Origin of the sequence: Nocardia yunnanensis, from assembly GCF_003626895.1 — a bacterium.
Classification (GTDB): domain Bacteria; phylum Actinomycetota; class Actinomycetes; order Mycobacteriales; family Mycobacteriaceae; genus Nocardia; species Nocardia yunnanensis.
Genome location: NZ_CP032568.1, coordinates 4354998 through 4373083, shown reverse-complemented (window position 1 = coordinate 4373083; position 18086 = coordinate 4354998). Strand labels below are relative to the sequence as shown.

Annotated in this window: 24 protein-coding genes and 1 pseudogene; 13 read left to right on the top strand and 12 right to left on the bottom strand. The window is 69.4% G+C overall.

The annotated features are described in order from the left end of the window. Window positions 1–120 precede the first annotated feature (120 nt). Complete coding sequence (locus D7D52_RS20560; RefSeq protein WP_120744304.1) at window positions 121–294, bottom strand: CsbD family protein; 174 nt, start codon at window positions 292–294, stop codon at window positions 121–123. A 257-nt stretch (window positions 295–551) separates the two neighbouring features. On the opposite strand from D7D52_RS20560, the gene D7D52_RS20555 reads away from it, so the two are divergent. The 8 genes and pseudogenes from D7D52_RS20555 to D7D52_RS39295 form a co-directional block, all read left to right on the top strand. Next, window positions 552–872: a hypothetical protein gene (locus D7D52_RS20555; protein WP_425464554.1), complete on the top strand. Its 321-nt coding sequence runs from the start codon at window positions 552–554 to the stop codon at window positions 870–872. Further along, the gene (locus D7D52_RS20550) at window positions 869–1666 is read left to right on the top strand and encodes a GvpL/GvpF family gas vesicle protein (protein ID WP_120738739.1); all 798 of its coding nucleotides are present in this window, start codon (window positions 869–871) and stop codon (window positions 1664–1666) included. The genes D7D52_RS20555 and D7D52_RS20550 overlap by 4 nt, the downstream gene beginning before the upstream one ends. After that, window positions 1663–1887, top strand: a complete 225-nt coding sequence (locus tag D7D52_RS20545; protein WP_120738737.1) for a gas vesicle protein GvpG — start codon at window positions 1663–1665, stop codon at window positions 1885–1887. Before D7D52_RS20550 ends, D7D52_RS20545 begins: the two co-directional genes overlap by 4 nt. A 5-nt stretch (window positions 1888–1892) precedes the next feature. Beyond that, on the top strand, window positions 1893–2213 hold the full coding sequence (gvpO, locus tag D7D52_RS20540; protein WP_120738735.1) for a gas vesicle protein GvpO: 321 nt from the start codon (window positions 1893–1895) through the stop codon (window positions 2211–2213). Next, window positions 2210–2599, top strand: coding sequence for a gas vesicle protein (locus D7D52_RS20535; protein WP_120738733.1), 390 nt, complete (start codon window positions 2210–2212; stop codon window positions 2597–2599). Before gvpO ends, D7D52_RS20535 begins: the two co-directional genes overlap by 4 nt. Next, window positions 2589–3341, top strand: a complete 753-nt coding sequence (locus tag D7D52_RS20530; RefSeq protein WP_162958436.1) for a GvpL/GvpF family gas vesicle protein — start codon at window positions 2589–2591, stop codon at window positions 3339–3341. Before D7D52_RS20535 ends, D7D52_RS20530 begins: the two co-directional genes overlap by 11 nt. Next, window positions 3341–3592 (top strand): gas vesicle protein, encoded by a 252-nt coding sequence (locus D7D52_RS20525; protein WP_120738729.1) that lies wholly within the window; start codon window positions 3341–3343, stop codon window positions 3590–3592. The genes D7D52_RS20530 and D7D52_RS20525 overlap by 1 nt, the downstream gene beginning before the upstream one ends. Next, window positions 3589–3869: pseudogene (locus tag D7D52_RS39295) on the top strand (gas vesicle protein K); the annotation flags it as partial. The gene D7D52_RS20525 and the pseudogene D7D52_RS39295, both read left to right, overlap by 4 nt. Before the next feature lie 24 nt (window positions 3870–3893). Here D7D52_RS39295 and D7D52_RS20515 read toward each other — a convergent pair. Both D7D52_RS20515 and D7D52_RS20510 read right to left on the bottom strand, forming a co-directional pair. Next, a complete protein-coding gene (locus D7D52_RS20515) occupies window positions 3894–4244 on the bottom strand; it encodes a phage holin family protein (RefSeq protein ID WP_120738728.1) in 351 nt (116 codons plus the stop codon). 83 nt (window positions 4245–4327) lie between these two features. Further along, complete coding sequence (locus D7D52_RS20510; protein WP_120744303.1) at window positions 4328–6262, bottom strand: potassium transporter Kup; 1935 nt, start codon at window positions 6260–6262, stop codon at window positions 4328–4330. A 156-nt stretch (window positions 6263–6418) separates the two neighbouring features. Here D7D52_RS20510 and D7D52_RS20505 point away from each other — a divergent pair, with 156 nt between their 5' ends. After that, a complete protein-coding gene (locus D7D52_RS20505; RefSeq protein ID WP_222932650.1) occupies window positions 6419–7048 on the top strand; it encodes a VOC family protein in 630 nt (209 codons plus the stop codon). Between the two features lie 80 nt (window positions 7049–7128). Here the strand turns inward: D7D52_RS20505 and D7D52_RS20500 are convergent, their stop codons facing one another. Genes D7D52_RS20500 through D7D52_RS20485 form a run of 4 tightly spaced genes read right to left on the bottom strand, consistent with a single transcriptional unit; the run spans window position 7129 to window position 10286 of the window. Continuing rightward, complete coding sequence (locus tag D7D52_RS20500) at window positions 7129–7479, bottom strand: hypothetical protein (protein WP_120738726.1); 351 nt, start codon at window positions 7477–7479, stop codon at window positions 7129–7131. 40 nt (window positions 7480–7519) lie between these two features. Further along, window positions 7520–8497, bottom strand: coding sequence for an ABC transporter substrate-binding protein (locus tag D7D52_RS20495; RefSeq protein ID WP_120738724.1), 978 nt, complete (start codon window positions 8495–8497; stop codon window positions 7520–7522). Between the two features lie 29 nt (window positions 8498–8526). After that, a complete protein-coding gene (locus D7D52_RS20490) occupies window positions 8527–9528 on the bottom strand; it encodes an ABC transporter permease (protein WP_120738722.1) in 1002 nt (333 codons plus the stop codon). Next, the gene (locus D7D52_RS20485) at window positions 9525–10286 is read right to left on the bottom strand and encodes an ATP-binding cassette domain-containing protein (protein ID WP_120738720.1); all 762 of its coding nucleotides are present in this window, start codon (window positions 10284–10286) and stop codon (window positions 9525–9527) included. Before D7D52_RS20485 ends, D7D52_RS20490 begins: the two co-directional genes overlap by 4 nt. Window positions 10287–10437: 151 nt before the next feature. Between D7D52_RS20485 and D7D52_RS20480 the strand changes: the two genes are divergently transcribed. Beyond that, entirely contained in the window at window positions 10438–10977 is a 540-nt protein-coding gene (locus D7D52_RS20480) for a hypothetical protein (RefSeq protein WP_162958435.1), read from the top strand. Here D7D52_RS20480 and D7D52_RS20475 read toward each other — a convergent pair. From D7D52_RS20475 to D7D52_RS20465, 3 genes are read right to left on the bottom strand one after another with little or no spacing between them, the layout of a single operon-like run. Beyond that, window positions 10970–11815, bottom strand: a complete 846-nt coding sequence (locus tag D7D52_RS20475) for a ParA family protein (protein ID WP_120738716.1) — start codon at window positions 11813–11815, stop codon at window positions 10970–10972. The genes D7D52_RS20480 and D7D52_RS20475 overlap by 8 nt on opposite strands. A gap of 58 nt (window positions 11816–11873) precedes the next feature. Beyond that, window positions 11874–12941, bottom strand: coding sequence for an alcohol dehydrogenase catalytic domain-containing protein (locus D7D52_RS20470; protein ID WP_120738714.1), 1068 nt, complete (start codon window positions 12939–12941; stop codon window positions 11874–11876). Window positions 12942–12945: 4 nt separating this feature from the next. Continuing rightward, entirely contained in the window at window positions 12946–14130 is a 1185-nt protein-coding gene (locus D7D52_RS20465; protein WP_120738712.1) for an LLM class flavin-dependent oxidoreductase, read from the bottom strand. Window positions 14131–14281: 151 nt separating this feature from the next. Between D7D52_RS20465 and D7D52_RS20460 the strand changes: the two genes are divergently transcribed. Both D7D52_RS20460 and D7D52_RS20455 read left to right on the top strand, forming a co-directional pair. Continuing rightward, window positions 14282–14956: a TetR/AcrR family transcriptional regulator gene (locus tag D7D52_RS20460; RefSeq protein WP_342775178.1), complete on the top strand. Its 675-nt coding sequence runs from the start codon at window positions 14282–14284 to the stop codon at window positions 14954–14956. Continuing rightward, window positions 14953–15789, top strand: a complete 837-nt coding sequence (locus D7D52_RS20455; protein WP_120738708.1) for a SecDF P1 head subdomain-containing protein — start codon at window positions 14953–14955, stop codon at window positions 15787–15789. The genes D7D52_RS20460 and D7D52_RS20455 overlap by 4 nt, the downstream gene beginning before the upstream one ends. Before the next feature lie 35 nt (window positions 15790–15824). On the opposite strand, the gene D7D52_RS20450 is transcribed toward D7D52_RS20455, so the two are convergent. Next, window positions 15825–16790 carry an NAD(P)/FAD-dependent oxidoreductase gene (locus D7D52_RS20450; RefSeq protein ID WP_120738706.1) on the bottom strand — a complete coding sequence of 322 codons (966 nt, stop codon included), beginning with the start codon at window positions 16788–16790 and terminating at the stop codon, window positions 15825–15827. An 82-nt stretch (window positions 16791–16872) separates the two neighbouring features. Here D7D52_RS20450 and D7D52_RS20445 point away from each other — a divergent pair, with 82 nt between their 5' ends. Further along, on the top strand, window positions 16873–17457 hold the full coding sequence (locus D7D52_RS20445; protein ID WP_120738704.1) for a helix-turn-helix domain-containing protein: 585 nt from the start codon (window positions 16873–16875) through the stop codon (window positions 17455–17457). Window positions 17458–17461: 4 nt separating this feature from the next. Here the strand turns inward: D7D52_RS20445 and D7D52_RS20440 are convergent, their stop codons facing one another. Further along, window positions 17462–18085 (bottom strand): TetR/AcrR family transcriptional regulator, encoded by a 624-nt coding sequence (locus D7D52_RS20440; protein ID WP_246023188.1) that lies wholly within the window; start codon window positions 18083–18085, stop codon window positions 17462–17464. Window position 18086: the final 1 nt, after the last annotated feature.

Genomic DNA, 18086 nt, shown 5'->3' with positions numbered 1-18086 from the left:
ACAGCGCGGAAATCATACTTCGCAGCTACCCAGACCGGCCTCCCGCAAACAGGACACTGCGCGGACGCAAACAGGACACTGCCCGGACGTCGAGGACGCCCGGGCAGCCGCTACGGACACTCAGTCGCGGAAAGCGTCCTTGACTTTCTCGCCGGCGTCCTTGACGTTGTCCTTGGCCTGGCGGATCTTGCCGGCCTGCTCGCGGTCGGCGTCGCCGGTGACCTTGCCCAGTTTCTCCTGAGCCTTGCCGGCCAGCTCATCGGCCTTGTTCTTGGCCTTGTCGGTGGCGCTCATCTCGATTTCCTTCCGATCGAGCGGACTATCCCGGGCCGTCACTTCGACCCGTCCCCCCGGCTACCCGGGCGGTCCGCCGCGAAACCGGCTGACAAAAAGCGTTTTCCGGGGAATATGCCCGGACCCAGCGGGTAGGCGACCAAAGGAGCAACAACAAGGAGATGATTCACGATGACAAGCGCGCTCCGATCCCGCGGTGGCGGTGGGGGTGCCGGAAGACCGAATGCGAGCAGCCTCGCCGAATCGACGCCCGCGTCGTGATCGCCAGTGTCGATACGTATTTGCGGTTCGCGGAAGCGGTGAACCGCCCCGATATCTCCGCGCAGGATCAGAAACCCGGACTGCCCGACGTCGTCAAGGATGTCGCCTCCGGGGGTAAGGCTTCGACGGCCGAGGAGGCCATCGAGGGTGTCACCAAGCAGCTGTCCGGCGCGCGGAACGAGGGCGGCGGCGACGCCAAGCAGCTGATCGAGGCTGCCGGACAACAGATTCTGGGCGCGCTCGGCCAAGGCAAGAGCGACGAGGAAGAGAAAGCGGAAGCCAAGCCGAAGACCACCCGCCGCAGGAGCCAGTCATGACCACCGCCGACACCGCCTCGCAGACCACGGGTGCCGACGCGAAAGCCAATGTCGCCCAGTTGATCTACGCCATCGTCCCCGCCGGCCACGAGCCGCAGGGTCAGGGCATCGGGCGTTCGCCCGCGCCGCTGCGGACCGTCACCCACGGTGAGATCGCCGCACTGGTGAGCGCGGTGGCCGTCGACGAACCGCTCGACCGCGCAGAGGATCTGGAGAACTACTCCCGGATCGTGGACAACCTGGTCCGCGAGACCTCGATCGTGCCAATCCGTTTCGGTGCCGCGCTCGAGGACGAGGCCGCCGTGGCATCGGGATTGCTGGAACCCAACGCCGAGCAGTTCGGCGCCGCGCTGCGGGATCTGGGCGGTCAGGCCGAGTACCTGGTGAGCGGGCAGTACGTCGAGCAGACCGTGCTGCGCGAGATCCTCCAGGAGAACCAGCAGGCCGCGGAACTGGCCGAAACGCTGCGGACCACGCCCGCGGCGGCGGGCCGCGATGTCAGCCTGGCGCTGGGCGAGATCATCAACTCCGAACTCGAGCACAAGCGCGAGGGCGACACCGACATCATGGTGAACACCCTGCGGCAGTTGACCGAAGAGCTGGTGCTGCGTCCGCCCACGCACGAGGAGGAGATCGCCACCCTCGCGGTGCTGGTGCCCCTCGACAAGGAGGACGAGCTGGTGCACGTGGTCGATCTGCTGAGCAAGCAGTGGGAGAACCGGGTCAGCCTGCGCATTGTCGGACCGCTGGCCGCCTGGGACTTCCTGACCATCGAAGCGACGGAATCACAATGATCGGCACCCTGCTCAGCCTGCCGGTGCTGCCGTTGAAGGCGGTGGTCGCCCTGGCCCGGGTGATCGCCGACGAGGCCGACCGTCAGCTCTACAGCCCCGCCGCCATTCGCCGCGAGCTCGACGAGCTGCAGCGCCGGCGGGCGGCCGGCGAGCTGGACGAGGACGCGTACCGGCAGGCCGAGCAGCAGGTGCTGAACCGGGCTCTGCACCGCGGGAAGTGAGTCCCATGGCCAACGAACAGCGTTCTCGCAGCAGGAATTCGGATGCCTCCGACGGCGACGGGCGGCTGTCGGCCGCGACCGCCGCCGCCGCGGGCGTGCGCCTGATCGCCGAGCTCACCGGCCAGAACGTGCTCGGCGCGACCGCGGTGCGGCCGACCGACCCGGGCTGGACGGTCGAGGTCGAGGTGCTCGAGGAGACCCACATCCCGTCCTCGGCGGATGTGCTGGCCCTCTATCGGCTCGAACTCTCCGAGACCGGTGAACTGCTGTCCTACAGCAGGATTCGGCGCGGGCAGCGCTGTTCGATCGGGGACGAGCGGCGATGACTCTGCCAGACCGCTACTCCTCCCGATCCGCGCGCAGCGGGTCGGAGCCGGCCAATCTCGGCGACATCCTGGAGCGGGTGCTCGACAAGGGGCTGGTCATCGCGGGTGACATCCGGGTGAACCTGCTCGATATCGAGCTGCTCACCATCAAGTTGCGGCTGGTCATCGCCTCACTCGAGACCGCCCGGGAGGTCGGCATCGATTGGTGGCAGCAGGATCCGTGGCTGCACGGCGACGCCGGCGACAAGACCAGGGATCTGCGCGGCCGCGCCGATCCGGAACTTCCGACCCAGACCGATGCCGAACTCCGTTCGGAGAACGAGCGATTGCGTCAGCGGCTCGCCGAACTGGAGGCCAAGCAGCCGGAGACCGAGCATGGACAATGAGTACGCGCAGTGGGTGTACGCCGTTCGCCGCGGGGAGGTGCCGCCGCCGGCCGCCACCGGGGTGTGCGGTGAGACGGTCCGCTGTATCCACGCCGCCGGGCTGACCGCCGTCGTCGGCGCGGTGCCGCTGGCCGACTTCGATTCCGATGCCCTGCAACGCAATCTGAACGATTTCGACTGGCTGGCGGCCGCCGCGCGCGCCCACCACGCCGTGGTCGAGGCCGCCTCCGCGGGCCGTCCGGTCATCCCGGTCCGGCTCGCGGTGCTGTGCCGCGACGACGAGGGGGTGCGGCGGCTGCTGATCGAGCGCGAGAGCGATTTCCGCTCCGCGCTGGACCTGGTGGACGGCCGGGCCGAATGGGGGGTGCGCGCGTATGTGCGCCCCGCCGAGCCCGACCCCGAGCCCGCGCGCCCCACCTCGGGCGCGGACTATCTGCGGGAGCGGCGAGACAGCTTGCGCCGGCATCGATCCGAGCGTGAAGCGGCGGAACTCGCCGCCTCCGGCATGTACCGCGTGCTGTGTCGGCACGCGGTGGCGGCGCGCTGCCGCCCGACCACCGAGACCGTCCACACCGGGCGGCGCGGGCCGCTGGTGCTGAACGCCACCTACCTGGTCGACAATACCGAGGCCACCGGATTCCTCTCCACCGCAGAGCAATTCGACGAGAACGAGCTGTTGACGATCGAACGGTCCGGCCCGTGGCCGCCCTACACCTTCGTCGGGGCGGCAGGAGACCTGTGATGACGACCGAACCCGACCCCTACCTCGAGGGCGAGCTGCTGCCTTTCGACGACGATCCGCCCGCGGTCTCGGGCAACCGCGACGTCGCCCTCATCGATCTACTCGACCGGGTCTTGGCCGGCGGGGTCGTCATCGCCGGGGATGTCACGCTCTCGATCGCCGAGGTGGAGTTGGTGCGCATCAACCTGCGCGCCCTGATCGTCTCGGCCGCCGCGCTCATCGGCCAGCAGCCGCGACCCGACGTGCGGTGAGCGATTCACCCGGCCGTATCGAGCTCGATCCGGAGGGGGTGGAGCGCGGGCTGGCCACGCTGGTGCTCACCATCATCGAACTGCTGCGGCAGCTGATGGAACGCCAGGCGGTGCGCCCATGGAGGCGGGTGATCTGTCCGACGACCAGATCGAGGAAATGGGAACGACTCTCCTGCGCCTGTCCGAGGCCATGGACGAGCTGCGCGAGCATTTCGACCTGGCGCCGGAGGACCTCAATATCGACCTGGGTCCCCTCGGCACCCTGCTGCCCCGCGACCTGTTAGGTGCGGGGCATTCCGTTTCAACCGCGCGGATCGACCGCGGAGACGGGCGATTCCGCCGAGCGCGACTTGGCCATGGTCCGCACCACCGCGGCCGCGCCGAGCAGCACCGCGCCGACGATGAGCGCGGACGCCCACGCCGGGATGGCCAGTGCCAGCAGCAGAATCACGGCCGCGACGAGGCCGCCGCCGTAGAGTCCCAGCAGCGCCGCACCGGTGTTGAGCTTCATCCGCTGGCTGAATCGTGGCTTGCGGAACAGGGTTTCGCGCAGCACGGCCTCGAACTGCTGACGTATCATCGTGTTCAGCTGCGCACCGCCGGCCAGGCCGCTGACCGCGGACGTGGGGTCGAATTTCCCGGGCATCTCCATGATGGGCTTACCTCCTCGAAGGCGTCGGGTATGCCTACGAGTCGTCTACCCGCGCAGCGGAATCCGACACCGCGACCGCCCGGTCAGATCTCGATGCGCGCGCCCATCACCACCGTGCGATCGCGGGGCAGCCCGAAATGTTCGACGGCATCGGCGGAGATGTAGCTCATGGCGATGAAAAGCCTGCTGCGCCAGCGCGGCAGGGCCGATTCGCGCGCCAGGCTCAGCTCGATCTTGGACAGGAAGTAGGTGGCGTCGTCGAGGTCGAGCACGCCCTCGGTGTCCTGCGCGTCCAGCCGGGCCAGCACCGCCGGCACATGCGGCCGCTCTCGATAGCCGGCGCGGACGGCGACGTGGACGATGCCGTCGTCGGGGTCGCCGAGATGATCGATCCGGATCCGCTCGTCGTCGGGGACTCGCGGCGTGGATTCGGTCTCCACCGACAGGATCACGATCTGCCGGTGGCGCACGTGATTGCGTTCGACATTGGCCCGCAGCGCCAGCGGGGCCAATTCCTTACCGCGATTGAGGAATACGGCGGTGCCCTCGACGACGGCCAGGGGCGGCTCGGCGGTCCGCAGTCCCTCGAGGAATTCGCGCAGCGAGCCCTCCCGGCGCTCCCGTTCGGCCATGACGACGTGGCGGCCGCGCTGCCAGGTGGTCATGAGCAGGAAAGCCGCCAGGCCGATGAGCAGCGGCAGCCACGCGCCGTGCACCAGCTTGGTCAGATTGGCCGCGACGTAGAGCAGGTCCACGGTGAGCAGCGGCGCCGCGCCGCAGGCGATCAGCCAGGGCGGCAACCGCCATTTCGCGTAGGCCAGATACGACAGCAGCAGCGTGGTGATGGTGATCGTGCAGGTGACCGCCATGCCGTAGGCGGCAGCCAGCGCGGTGGAGCTGCGGAAGGCCAGCGCCAGGGTCAGCACCGAGACCATGAGCAGCCAGTTGATCCAGGGCACGTAGATCTGTCCCGGCCGCGAGGCGGAGGTGTGCACGACCCGCAGCCGGGGCAGGTAGCCGATGCGAATGGCTTGCGCGGCCACCGAATACGCGCCGGAGATGACGGCCTGCGAGGCGATCACGGTGGCCGCGGTCGCCAGCGCCACCATCAGCGGCCGCCCCCAGCCCGGCACCGCCAGGAAGAACGGGCTCGCGGCGTGGCGGGGATCGTCGAGGATCAGCGCGCCCTGACCGAGATAGCTCAGCAGGCAGGCCGGGAAGACGACGAAAAGCCAAGCGCGGGTGATGGATCGGCGGCCGAAGTGGCCCAGGTCCGCGTACAGCGCCTCCGCGCCGGTGACCGCGAGGACGATGGCGGCCAGCGCGAAGAACGCCACTCCGAAGTGGCCGAACAAGAATCCGAGCGCATAGGTCGGCGACAGCGCGCGCAGCATGTCCGGATGCTTGGTGAGGCCGGCGATCCCGCAGGCGCCGATCGCCAGGAACCACACCAGCATCACCGGACCGAACACCCGCCCCACCGTCGCCGTGCCGCGCCGCTGCACCAGAAACAACGCCACGATGATGACCACGGTGATCGGCAGCACCGCCCGGCCCAGCGACGGCGCGACGATCTCCACCCCCTCCACCGCCGACAGCACCGAGATGGCCGGGGTGATCATGGAATCACCGAGAAACAGTGCCGCCCCGAAGATTCCGAGGGCCGCCAGCACCACGCCCATACGCCGCCGCCCCGGCACTGCCCACCGCCGCACCAGCGTGATCAGCGCCATGATGCCGCCCTCGCCGTCATGGTCCGCCCGCAACGCGATCAACACATAGGTGACCGTCACGATGACCACCATCGACCAGAACACCAGCGACACCACCCCGAACACCGCATCGGCGCGCACCGCCACCGGATGCGGATCCCCCGGATCGAACACGGCCCGCAACGCATAGATCGGACTCGTCCCGATATCCCCGAACACCACCCCCAACGCCCCCAGCACCAGCCCCGGCCGCACCCCCGCCCGCTCCCCCGCACCCGCGCCGCTCGTCACCTTGGCAGTCGTCATCCCGCGCTCCTCGCCGCTCACTCCCGCCCTGAGATCTACCCGCTCCCGCGCACCGGACACGCTACGTTTCCGCGTCAGGTCCGTGCGCGATCTCCGTGGTGGGATCCGTGGTCGGCACGGATGTCGGTGGGGCCGGGCGTGCCTAGCGTTATGGGTATGGAAAACATCACCGACATCGCCACCACCCTCACCGTCGAGCTCGAGGTTCCCGATCCGGAGGCCGCGGCCGCCACCTACGAGGCCGCGTTCGGACTGGGCGACCGGCTGGGGTTCCGGGCCGAGCAGGGACCCAGCAGCGGGTTCCGCGGATTCATGCTCTCCCTGGTCGTCTCGCAGCCCAGCACGGTCGACAGCCTCATCGGTACCGCGCTCGAGGCCGGTTTCACCACCCTCGATCCGGCCAAGAAGAGCCTCTGGGGCTACGGCGGGATCGTGCAGGCCCCCGACGGCACCATCTGGAAGATCAGCTGCTCCAAGAAGAAGGACGTCGCCCCCTTCACCCGCGACATCGACACCGTGGTCCTGCTGCTCGGCGTCGAGGACGTGAAGGCCAGCAAGCGCTTCTACGTCGACCACGGCCTCACCGTAGCCAAAAGCTTCGGCGGCAAATACGCCGAATTCGCCTGCCCCGGTTCCCCCATCACCCTCGCCATGTACCCCCGCAAAGCCGCCGCCAAAGAAGCCGGCATTTCCCCCGAAGGCACCGGCTCCCACCGCCTCGTCATCACCGGCACCACTGGAACCTTCACCGACCCCGACGGCTTCGTCTGGCAAGCCACAGCGTGACAACAAGATCAGGGAGTTCTCATGGAGGGAATTCGGACAGAATTCCTCCGTGAGAGCTCCCTGATCTTGGTGTGGGGGGATCAGCCGGGGAGTTGGGCGCCGAGGGCGCTGCCGATGCCGGCGCCGGCGGAGGCGCCGAGGGCGGCTCCGGCTACGCCGCCGATGCCGGCGCCGATGGCGATGGTGAGGGGGCAGACGGGGGCGGCTACGACGCAGCCGATGGCGCCGCCGGCGAGGACGCCGACCACCGCGCCGGCTACGCCGCCGACGACGGCGCCCACCTGTCCGCCTGCGAGAGCTTGGGTTTGGCCGGCCGCTACCGGGGTCACCGGGGCGGGGGCGGTGTCGGGGGTGGCGGCCGAAGCGAGGCCGGCGCCGGCTCCGGTCAGGGCGGCGGCGATCAGGGTGGTGGCGGCTAGTTGTCGGAACATGGTGTCACTCCTGGGTATTGGGTCGGACGGTGGCGTCGGGTCAGCACTTCGACTTGTAGAAGTACTGGTCGTTGGCGGACATGTTGTCGTGGGTGATGGCGATCATGTCGGTTTGGATGTTGCGGGTGACGGGCTTGCCCTCGAGGGCGGCGGCGGCCTGGTCGACGCCCTGTTTGCCGATGTCGCCGGGGTTTTGGGCGATGAGGGCCTGGACGGTGCCGTCGGAGAGGTCCTGGACCTGTTTGGGGCTGGCGTCGAAGCCGACGACCTTGACCTGGCCGAGTTTGCCGGCGTTGCGCAGGCCGGTGGCGGCGCCCTCGGCGGAGCTGAGGTTGGTGGCGAAGATGCCGGCCAGGTCGGGGTGGGCGGCCAGGGTGGCGGTCACGATCGAGGCCGCTTGCGCCGCTTCGTTGTTGTTGTACTGGACGCCCAGCGACGTCATGCCGGGGTGGCTCGCCTTCAGTTCGTCCTCGAAGCCCTGGGCGCGCTGGTCGGTGGTGGAGGTGCCGGCCTTGGTGTTGATCACCAGCACGGATCCCTTGTCCCCCACCAGTTTCGCGAGGGTCTGCGCGGCGAGCTGCCCGCCCTTGACATTGTCGGAGGCGATGGACGACAGGGCGATGGAGGTGTCCTGCAACGCGGTGTCGACCTCGATCACCTTGATGCCCGCGTCCTTGGCCTGCTTGATCGGGCTGGCCATGGCCTGGGCGTGGGTCGGCGCGATGAGGATCGCGCCGGGCTTGTTGGCGATGACGCCGGTGACGATCGGGGTTTGCAGGGAGGCGTCGAATTGGGCGGGGGCCTGGGTGTCGAGGGTGTAGCCGAGCTTCTTGGCCTCGTCCTGGGCGCCGCACTGCATGGAGATGTAGAAGGGTTCGTTGGCGACGCCGGGAATGAGCACCAGCTTCTTGGTGTCGGCCTTGCCCGAATTGGTCACGGAGCCACCGCATCCCGCCAGTAACCCGGCCACCGCCACGGCCACCGCGGCCACAATGGCCGCCCGTCCTGTCCTCGTCATCAGGCCCTCACCTTCGAACTGTGTGCTTGTTATTTCCGGTCTCGGGACCGCCTGCGGATCTGGTCGAACCACACGGCCGCCACGAGCACGACGCTCACCGCGATGGGCTGCCAGAACACCGGCACCCCCACGATGACGAAGCCCTTGCGCAATACGGACGGAATGAACACCCCGATCACGGTGCCCAGCACCGACCCGACCCCGCCGAACAGGCTGGTCCCGCCGATCACCACGCCCGCGATGGCGTCCAGATTGTCGGTGCCGTGCCCGGCGATGGTGGTGGTGCCGAAGTAGGCGAGGTTCATGAAACCCGCCAGCCCCGAGAGCATTCCGGCCATCAGATACACCAGCACCAGATGCCGGGTGACCCCGATCCCGGCGCGGCGGGCGGCCTCGGCATTGGAGCCGATGGCGTAGGTGTAGCGGCCGAAACGAGTGGTGTGCAGCAGCCATGCGCCGACCAGGGTGATGACGGCGGCCACCAGCACCAGATCGGGAATCCCGCCCAGCACGGTGCCGAAACCCAGTGAGTCGCGCAGCTTCTCGGGCACGGTGCGGGTATCGACCCCGCCGGTGATCAACTGGGCCGCGCCCAGCGCCGCCCCGAACGAGCCGAGGGTGACGATCAGCGGCGGAATCTTGGCCTTGGCCACCAGGAATCCGTTCACCAGGCCCCAGATCGCGCCGCCCGCGAGGGACAGCAGCAGGCCCAGGCCGATGATCCCCCATCCGGCGTGCGTGGCGTCGCCGCCCGGGCTCAACCACTCCATGGTCTTGGCGGCGAGCACCCCGGAGAAGATCAGCACCATGCCGACGGACAGATCGATTCCGGCGGTGACGATCACGAAGGTCATGCCGATCGACAGCACCAGCAGCACCGAGGTTTCGATCAGCAGCGTCTGGAAGGTGAAGCGGGTCGGGAAGGCGTCGGGGCGGGCGATGCTGAAGGCCAGATACAGGATCACCAGCACGATCCCGATCCAGAACGTGCCGGTCCCGGCCAGCCGCCGCAGGGCCCCTTGCCATGTCACGAGTCGTCCTCCGTGGTCAGCGCACCGGTCATGGCCCCGACCAGCTGTTCGAGGGTGGCGTCGGCCGCGGTGAACCGCGCCACCCGCCGCCCCAGCCGCAGCACCTCGATACGATCGGCGACCGCCAGCACCTCCGGCATGTTGTGGCTGATCAGCACCACCGCGACGCCCTGATCCCGCACGCGCCGAACGACATCCAGCACCCGCTCGCGCTGCACCACGCCCAGCGCCGCGGTCGGCTCGTCCATGAACACGACCTTGCTGGCCCACAGGACCGCGCGCGCCACCGCGACCGCCTGGCGCTGCCCGCCCGACAGCGACCCGATCGGCACGTCGTCGCGCTGCAGTTCCACGCTGAGCCGCTGAAAGTGTTCGGCCGCTTGCGCTCTCATCCGCTTGCGATCGAGCATGCCGAGCCGCCCCGGCAGCCCACTGCGGAACAGCTCCCGTCCCAGGAACAGGTTGGCCGCGGGATCCAGGTCGGGTGCGACCGCGAGGTCCTGATAAACCGTCTCCACACCCAGTCGCCGCGCCGCGACCGGTGAGGCGAGCCGAACCGGCTTGCCCTCCAGCAGAATTCGGCCGCCGTCGGGCTGTTCGGCCCCGGAAAGGCATTTGACCAGCGTCGATTTCCCCGCCCCATTGTCCCCGATGAGCGCGACCACCTCGCCCGCCGAGACCTGAAAACCGGCCCCGCGCAACGCTTCCACCCCGCCGTACCGCTTGTACAGCCCTTCGGCTTCCAATACGGCAGGCATCGGCGATCACCCCGGCGACTTCGACTGAGCGGACGTCCGGTCCGCAAACCGAGCGTACGTTCGATCTTCGGATGCCGGGCCAATATCGACAATGCCGGAGCGAGATCGACAATGCCGGGGCGAGATCGGCGACACCGCTATCGTGGTGACGGTGACCCGGCTTGGATTCCGCGCGCTGACGATGCTGCCCGCTTTCGCCCTGTGCGCCATGACCCTCGGCTGTACCGACAGCGCGCACACCACCCCCGCGACCACCGAGCGGTTCGCCCCGCCGGTCGGCTCACTCGATACGCTCGGCACCACCTCACCGGCGGTCACCACGGTCGCGCCCCCGACCGCCGCGCCCACGACGGCCGCTCCCGCGCCGGCCGCCCAACCGGGACTCTCCGAGGACGATGCCCGCTATACGGTTCGCCGCTACCTGGCGCGCTGGGTGGGCCAGCCCCTGCAACCCGACGACACCGAGGGCAAGTATCCGCTGGTGTGCGGCGGTTCGGTGCTGGCGGCCAATCCGGGCCGGCTCACCGGAACCATCGCGTTCGACAACGACCACATGACCGCCCGTCGCACCGGCGACACCGGCGCGGAAGTGACCGTCCCGGTGACGAATTCCGCGAACGTCACCACGGTCATGACCTTCGCCCTGCGCGCCGCGGCCCAGGGCTACTGCCTCGCCGACGTTCTCAGTTGAGCGTCGACATCATCATCTGCGAGCCCGGCTGCCCGGAGCGCCGCAGGAATTCCTGCGCCAGTTCCCGATACTGCTCGGCGCCACGCGATTTCGGATCCCATTGGGTCAGCGGCTCACCGGCGATGGTGGAGTCCGGGAACCGCACGGTCCGCGAGATGACCGTCTCGAACAGCAGATCCCCGAAGGATTCGGCCACCCGGTCGCGCACCTGCCGCGAGTGCAGCAGCCGCGAGTCGTACATGGTGACCACGATCCCGGATAGCTCGAGCTTCGGATTCAGCCGTTCCCGAACCTTTTCCATGGTGTCGTTGAGCAGCGCCAGCCCGCGCAGCGAGAAGAACTCGCATTCCATCGGCACGATCACGCCGTCGGCGCAGGCGAGCGCGTTGACGGTGAGCAGGCTCAGCGACGGCTGGCAGTCGATGAGGATGTAGTCGTAGCGGTCGCGGAGGGGGTCGAGCACCCGCGCCAGCGAATGCTCGCGCCCGACCTCGTTGACGAGTTGAATCTCCGCGGCCGACAGGTCGATATTGCTGGGCAGCAGGTGCAGATTGTGCACCCCGGTCTTCATCAGCACGTCGTCGATGGGCGGTGCGGTGCGGGTGAGCAGGTCGTACACCGTCAGGTCGAGGTCGTGGTGCGCCACCCCGAGGGCCGCCGACAAGGCCCCCTGCGGATCCAGATCCACCAGCAACACCCGCAGCCCGCACTCGGCAAGCGCCGCACCCAGATTGACCGTGGAGGTGGTCTTGCCGACCCCGCCCTTCTGATTGCACAGGGCAATCACCTGGGCTTGCGCCACGGCTGCGTCCGTCTCGCCTGCATTGTTAGCCGACATTTCGCCAGCCTAACCCGTCGTTTGCCGATTGCCCCGAACCCGGCGGCTGAGTCCTTTCTCACCGGGTCGGCAGCACCAGGATCTTCACGTGGGTGTCGGGGTGGCGCAGCGCGGTGAACGCGTCGGCGATCCCGTCGAGTCCGACGCGCCCGGTGATCAACGCCTCGGCGTCGATCGCACCGGAGGCCAGCCGGTCGAGGGTGATGTCGTAGGCGTTCGCGTAGGGCCCGTGCCCGAAATTGACGGCGATGCGCCGGAACTGCCCGACCACCGGGATGATCGGCTCGTCGTCGAACGGCGCGGCCAGCACCTGAATGCGCGAATTGAACGGCAGGGTGCGCATCAATGTTCCGAGCATGCCCGCTCGGCCACTGCATTCGTAGGCGATGAGAATGCCCGGACCGGATTGTCCCACCACCGAATCCGCCTGCGCTGCCGCGGCGGTCCAGGCCGCGATGGGGTCCTGTTCGTTCGGATCGACCACGATGTCCGCGCCCACCGCCCGCGCCAGTTCGCGGCGTGCGGGTGAGGGTTCCGACGCCACCACCAGCCGCGCCCCGTGCGCCTTGGCGGCGATGACGGCCCCGAGTCCGATGGTCCCGCAGCCGATCACGAGCGCGGAATCCGCGGCGGTGAGCCCGGACTGCTGCACGTGCATCTCCCCGACGTGCAGCGGCTCGGCCAGCGTCGCGTGGTCGAGCGAGAGCGCGTCCGGCACCCTGCGCACCCAGTACCCGTCCACGACGATGCTCTCCCCGAACGCCCCGTGATACTCGTTCGAATACCCGATGATGGTCGGGATGCCAGTCGATTGCTCGGTGGCCAGTCCGATGCCCGCGACCCGGTCCCCCACCGCGAAATCGGTGACGCCGGGCCCGATTTCGGCGACGGTGCCCGCGTACTCGTGCCCGAGCACCACCGGCCGGTCGGTATCGAAAGTGGCGAGGGGATAGCCGCTGTCCTCGGCCACCCGCACGAACCGGCACGGATCCTTCGACATGGACAGATCGCTGCCGCAGATCCCGCACGCGGCCACGGTGATCCGCAGCTGTCCGGGCCCCGGCGCGGGCGGCTCGGCGACCTCCGCGGTGGTGAATCGGCCGTCGAGAAACTGGGTGGCGCGCATGGCGTCACGCTCCCGTCGCGGCGGTATCGCCGTAGTAGTCGGTGTGCGCCTTGGTGATCGCGGTGACCAGCTGCCCGATCAGCAGCTCCCGATGGTCGGCCGCGTACTGGAGGCTGTCCTCGCGCCGCCGGTTGCGGTTCTTGAAATGCGGGATCACCTCCGAGGCGAACAGCTCGTAGCTGCGCTTGGTGTCCTCCCAGCTCGCCATGTCCACGTGCAGCACCAGGAAAGTGCCGAAGCCGCCGGTCTTCTCGATGAGCGCCTCGATGCGGGCGATCGCCTCGTCCGGCGTGCCGATGACGGCCTGCCCGAATTCACCGAGGCTGTCGGTGCGCCACCGCTCGATGATCCCGCGCGGGCTGTCCGCCCACGCCGGCCGCTCACCGGTCTGCCGGTTGACGTAGGCGGCCATGGACCCGATGCGCCGGCTCACCGCCCGCTCGGCGTCGGCGCGCGATTCGGCCAGGAAGATCGGGTTGACCAGCCGCCAGCGCGACCGATCCGCGGTGTGCCCGTGCTCGGCGCACACCGTCTCGTAGACGCCCCAATTGCGGTCCAGCACTTCGAAACCCATGGGCGAGCTGGCCGCCAGCGACAGCAGCGACAGCCCGTGCGTGCCCGCCAGCACCGAGCCGTTGGGCGAGATGGTGGACGCGGTCGCGACCTCGATGCCCGCGGGATCGTAGGTCGGCAGCTGCGCCCGCGCGTCGCGCAGCGTGAACCAGTCGGTCCGCATGTTCACCACGTCACCACGCAACAGCGCCAGAATCGCTTCCAGCGCTTCGCCTTGGCGGCGGCGCTGGGTCGACGGGTCGATGCCCATCATGTGCGCGTCGAGCGGAATCTTGCCCGGCCCGGTGCCGAAGATGAGTCGGCCGCGCGTCTGCAGATCCAGCTGCGTGATCCGGTCCACGGTGACCAGCGGATGGTGATACGGCAGCGACACCACCCCGGTGCCGAAGCGCAGCCGTCGCGTGCGCTCGGCGGCCGCGGCGATGAAAACGTCGGGGGCGGGCACGATTTCGGCGCCGGTCGAATGATGCTCACCCATCCACGCCTCGTCGAAGCCGAGGTGATCGAGATGCTCCATGAGGTCGATATCGCGGCGCAACTGCAGCGCGGGATCGGCGTCGAGGGGGTGATAGGGCGCGAGGAAGGCCCCGAATCTCATCGAATCAGCGGTCCACACGGTGGATCTCCTTACCCGAGTGCGCCGGGCGTCGTCGCCCGGTGCGGTACCCCGAGTAAAACTGGATCAAGTGATCCAGAACTCGAGCTGTCCCGGTGAGTGGGAGACGGCCCGGCCGGGTCCGATTCGGCCGGTGTGCCAAGCTCGTCGGGTGAGCGTCCAGATGCCGAACCGCGCGGGCACCCCGCGCAACCGCGCGGGCGCCGCGACCCGCGCCCGGCTGGTGCGCACCGCCGAGCGGCTGTTCGCGGCGCACGGCGTGGACGCGGTCTCGGTGCGCGCGGTGAACGCGGCGGCGGGCCTGGGCCCGTCCTCGGTCAACTACCACTTCGGCACCAAGGACGATCTGATCGCGGCGGTGCTGCTGGATCTCGGCGCGGCCCTGCGCGATCGCATTCGCGCCAATGCCGATCGGCTCGCCGCCCTCGACACCCCGCCGACCGCGGAGGCGCTGGTGCGCGCGGTCACCGAGCCGTATCGGGACCTGCTGCTGCGCCACCGGATCCGGGGCATGCGCTGGGTGAAGATCGTCACGCAGCTGTCGCTGCACGCGCATCCGGCGCTCACCGCCGCCGAGGCCGACCTGCCCGAACGCCTGCTCGCCCAGCTGCGCCGCGCTTTTCCGCACTCCGATCCGGAACGGCTGGATGCGCGCTGGGCCGTCGCGCTCATGGGTTTCCTGCAGGCCCTGGCGCGCGCCGACGACTGGCATCCCGGCGCGGCCGCACCGCCCGCGCAGGAGTTGGCCGCGCTCTACGAGGATCAGGTGGTGTTCCTCATCGGCGGCCTCGAACGGCTGCTGGGCGACACGAAGGGTGCTCAATGAGTTCGTCGAGATCGATCGGTCGCGCGGTGGCGGCGGTGATCGTCGCACTGATGGTCGCGGCGGGGGCGAGCGCCTGTGGCGGACAGGACAAGTCGGGCACGGCCGTCGCCTTCGTCGGACGCAATACCGACGGGACCATTCCGTCGGCGGCCACCATGGATCAGGCCCGGCAGGTGGTGCGCAAGCGCGCGGCGGGATCGGGACTGCCGAAGACCACCGTCGATGTCGACGCCGACATGCTGACCATCACCGTGTCCGGCGACGACGGGACGACGGCGCGCCTGCTCGGCGAGACCGGACGCGTACTGATCCGGCCGGTGTTGTCCACCAAGAACTTTCAGCCCGGGCCCGGGAAGACCATGCCGGGCAAGGAGATTCGGCAGAGCGCCGATCCCGCGACCCAGACCGCCGCCCTCGCCGGAATCGACTGTGCGCGACCGGATCCGCTGCGGGGCGCCGACGACGCCACCCTGCCGCTGGTGACCTGCGCCAATACCGGCGATGCGGTCTACCTGCTGGGCCCGGCGGCGGTCGACGGCCGCGAGATCGCCGATGCCAAGGGCGCCATGGACACTCGCACCGCCCGCTACGGGGTGACCGTCACCTTCACCGGCCTCGGCACGGACCAGTTCGCCCGGTTCACGACCGCGAACGTCGGCAAGCAGTTCGCCTTCGCCGTCGACTCGCAGGTCGTGTCCGCACCCCTCGTCCAGGCGCCGACCGTCACCGGGGAGACGCAGATCGTCGGGAACTTCACCAAGGACGCCGCGGACAGTCTCGCGGCCGCCCTGTGCTCCGGCGCGCTCCCGGCGATCTTCACGCCCCAGGGCTGACTCACACCGCGGGCCGACTCACACCGCGGCCCGACTCACAGCGCTGTCAGGGCGCGATGCTCCTCGACCGCGCGGCGCGTCTCCTCGGTCACCAGATCGGCATTGATCTGCGCGCCGGCCATGGCCCCGGCCGCCGCGGCCGCGCCCACCTGGGCGGCCAGATCGGTGACATTGCCCGCCGCCCACACCCCCGCCACCTCGGTGCGCCCGAACTGGTCGGCCACGAGGTATTCGCCCATGCCACTGGGATGTTCGGTCGGCCGCAAGCCCAGGTCGGCGAGGAATCCGGCGCGGGCGACCATGCGGGTCGGCGCGGCCAGCACCGTCCGCCGCACCAGGCTGCCGTCGGCCAGCCGGACACCGGTGATTCGGTCGTCGGCCACCTCGACGGCCGCGATCTCACCGTCCACGACGCGAACTCCCCTGGCCGCCAGCTGTTCTGCTTCCTCGGCGGTCGGCGGGGTATTGGTGTGGGCGAAGTACACCACATCGTCGCTCCACTGCCGGAACAGCAGCGCGAGGTGAATTCCCATGGGGCCCCGGCCCAGGACGCCGATCGGCTGATCGCGCACCTCCCAGCCGTGGCAGTACGGGCAGTGGATCACATCGCGACCCCAGCGCTCGCGCAGGCCCGGAATCGGGGGCAGTTCGTCGACCAGCCCCGAGGTCACCAGCAGCCGCCGTGCCCGTGTGGCTCGGCCGTCGGCCAGGGTGACGACGAATTCCGCTCCGTCCCGGACGATTCCGCTCACCTCACCGGAGACCACCGCGCCGCCGTACTGGCGCACCTCGGCCCGCCCGCGCGCCAGCAGCTCGGCGGGCGGCACACCCTCGCGGGCGAACAGGCCGTGCACGCCGTCGGCGGGCGCGTTGCGCGGACGGCCCGCGTCGATCACCGCGACGCTGCGCCGGGCCCGCCCCAGCATCAACCCCGCATTCAGGCCCGCGGCGCCGCCGCCGACCACCACTACGTCATAACCGCTGTTCAGCTCATCGCTCATCGATGACCACCTCCTGGCTACGACGATGCGACGCATCCCGCGATGCTGGCAACCTTCTTTGCCGTTATGGCAAACTCGGGTGATGAACGACGATCTGGACCGGGCCCTGGAAGGGGTGGGTCCGCGGCTGCGTGAACTGCGCAGACAACGCGAGACCACGCTGGCGGAACTGTCGGCCGAGACCGGCATCTCGGTCAGCACCCTGTCCCGCCTCGAGTCCGGCGCCCGCCGCCCGACTCTGGAACAGCTGCTGCCCTTGGCCCGCGCCCACAATGTCACCCTCGACGAACTGGTGGACGCCCCGCCGACCGGCGACCCGCGCGTGCACATGCGCCCGATCAACCGCGGCGGCATGCAGATGCTGCCGCTGACCCGCCGGGTCGGCGGCATCCAAGCCTTCAAGATCATCCTGGGGCCGAATTCCGGCCGCCGGGAGCCGACGCCGCAGACCCACGAGGGCTACGAATGGCTCTACGTCCTCAACGGCCGGTTGCGCTTCGTGCTCGGCGCGCACGATCTGGTCCTGCAGCCCGGCGAGGCCGCCGAATTCGACACCCGCGAACCGCACTGGTTCGGCGCGGCCGACGACGAGCCGGTCGAATTCCTCAGTCTCTTCGGCAAACAGGGTGAACGCGCCCACTTCCGGGCGCGCCCGCGCAACGGCTGATCGGTCAGGCTCGGTAGCGGGGACCGACCAGCGCGAGCGCGGTGTCCACCGCCACCGCGATGATCTCGGTGACGTCGCGCCCGTCCTCCACGGTGGAGGCGATGAGCTCACGGAAGCCGCCGTAGAGGATGGTCGCCATCTGCTTGTCCGGCGGATGCAGCCCGGCGGACTGGAATTCCGGTGTGGCCGTGAGGTTCTGGATCAGGGCGGTGAACGCCTCGGCCGCCTCGCGATGCAGCTGCCGGGCCCGCTCCCCCAGCGCCGGGGTGTCGCGGATCCAGGCCAGCGTGATGGAGGTGTCCACCCGCGAGGCCCCGATCCACGACTCGATGGCCTGATGCACCTGTACATCCCAGGGTGCGGTGGGGTCCACGGCCGCGTAGATCTGCTCGATGGTGTCGTTGTTGCGCTCCGACAGCAGGGCGACGAAACAGTCCTGTTTGTCGGCGAAGTGCTCGTAGAAGGTGCGCCGGGAGGTGCGGGCCAGCCGCACCACGTCGGCGACCGTGGTGTCCCGGTACCCGCGCTCGCGCACCGCGTCGGCCATGGCGTCCAGCAGCCGCCGCCGGAACGCGGAGTCGGGTTCGGCGCCGGATTCGGCCCTCGCGGTGGGTTCGGCACGGGTCACG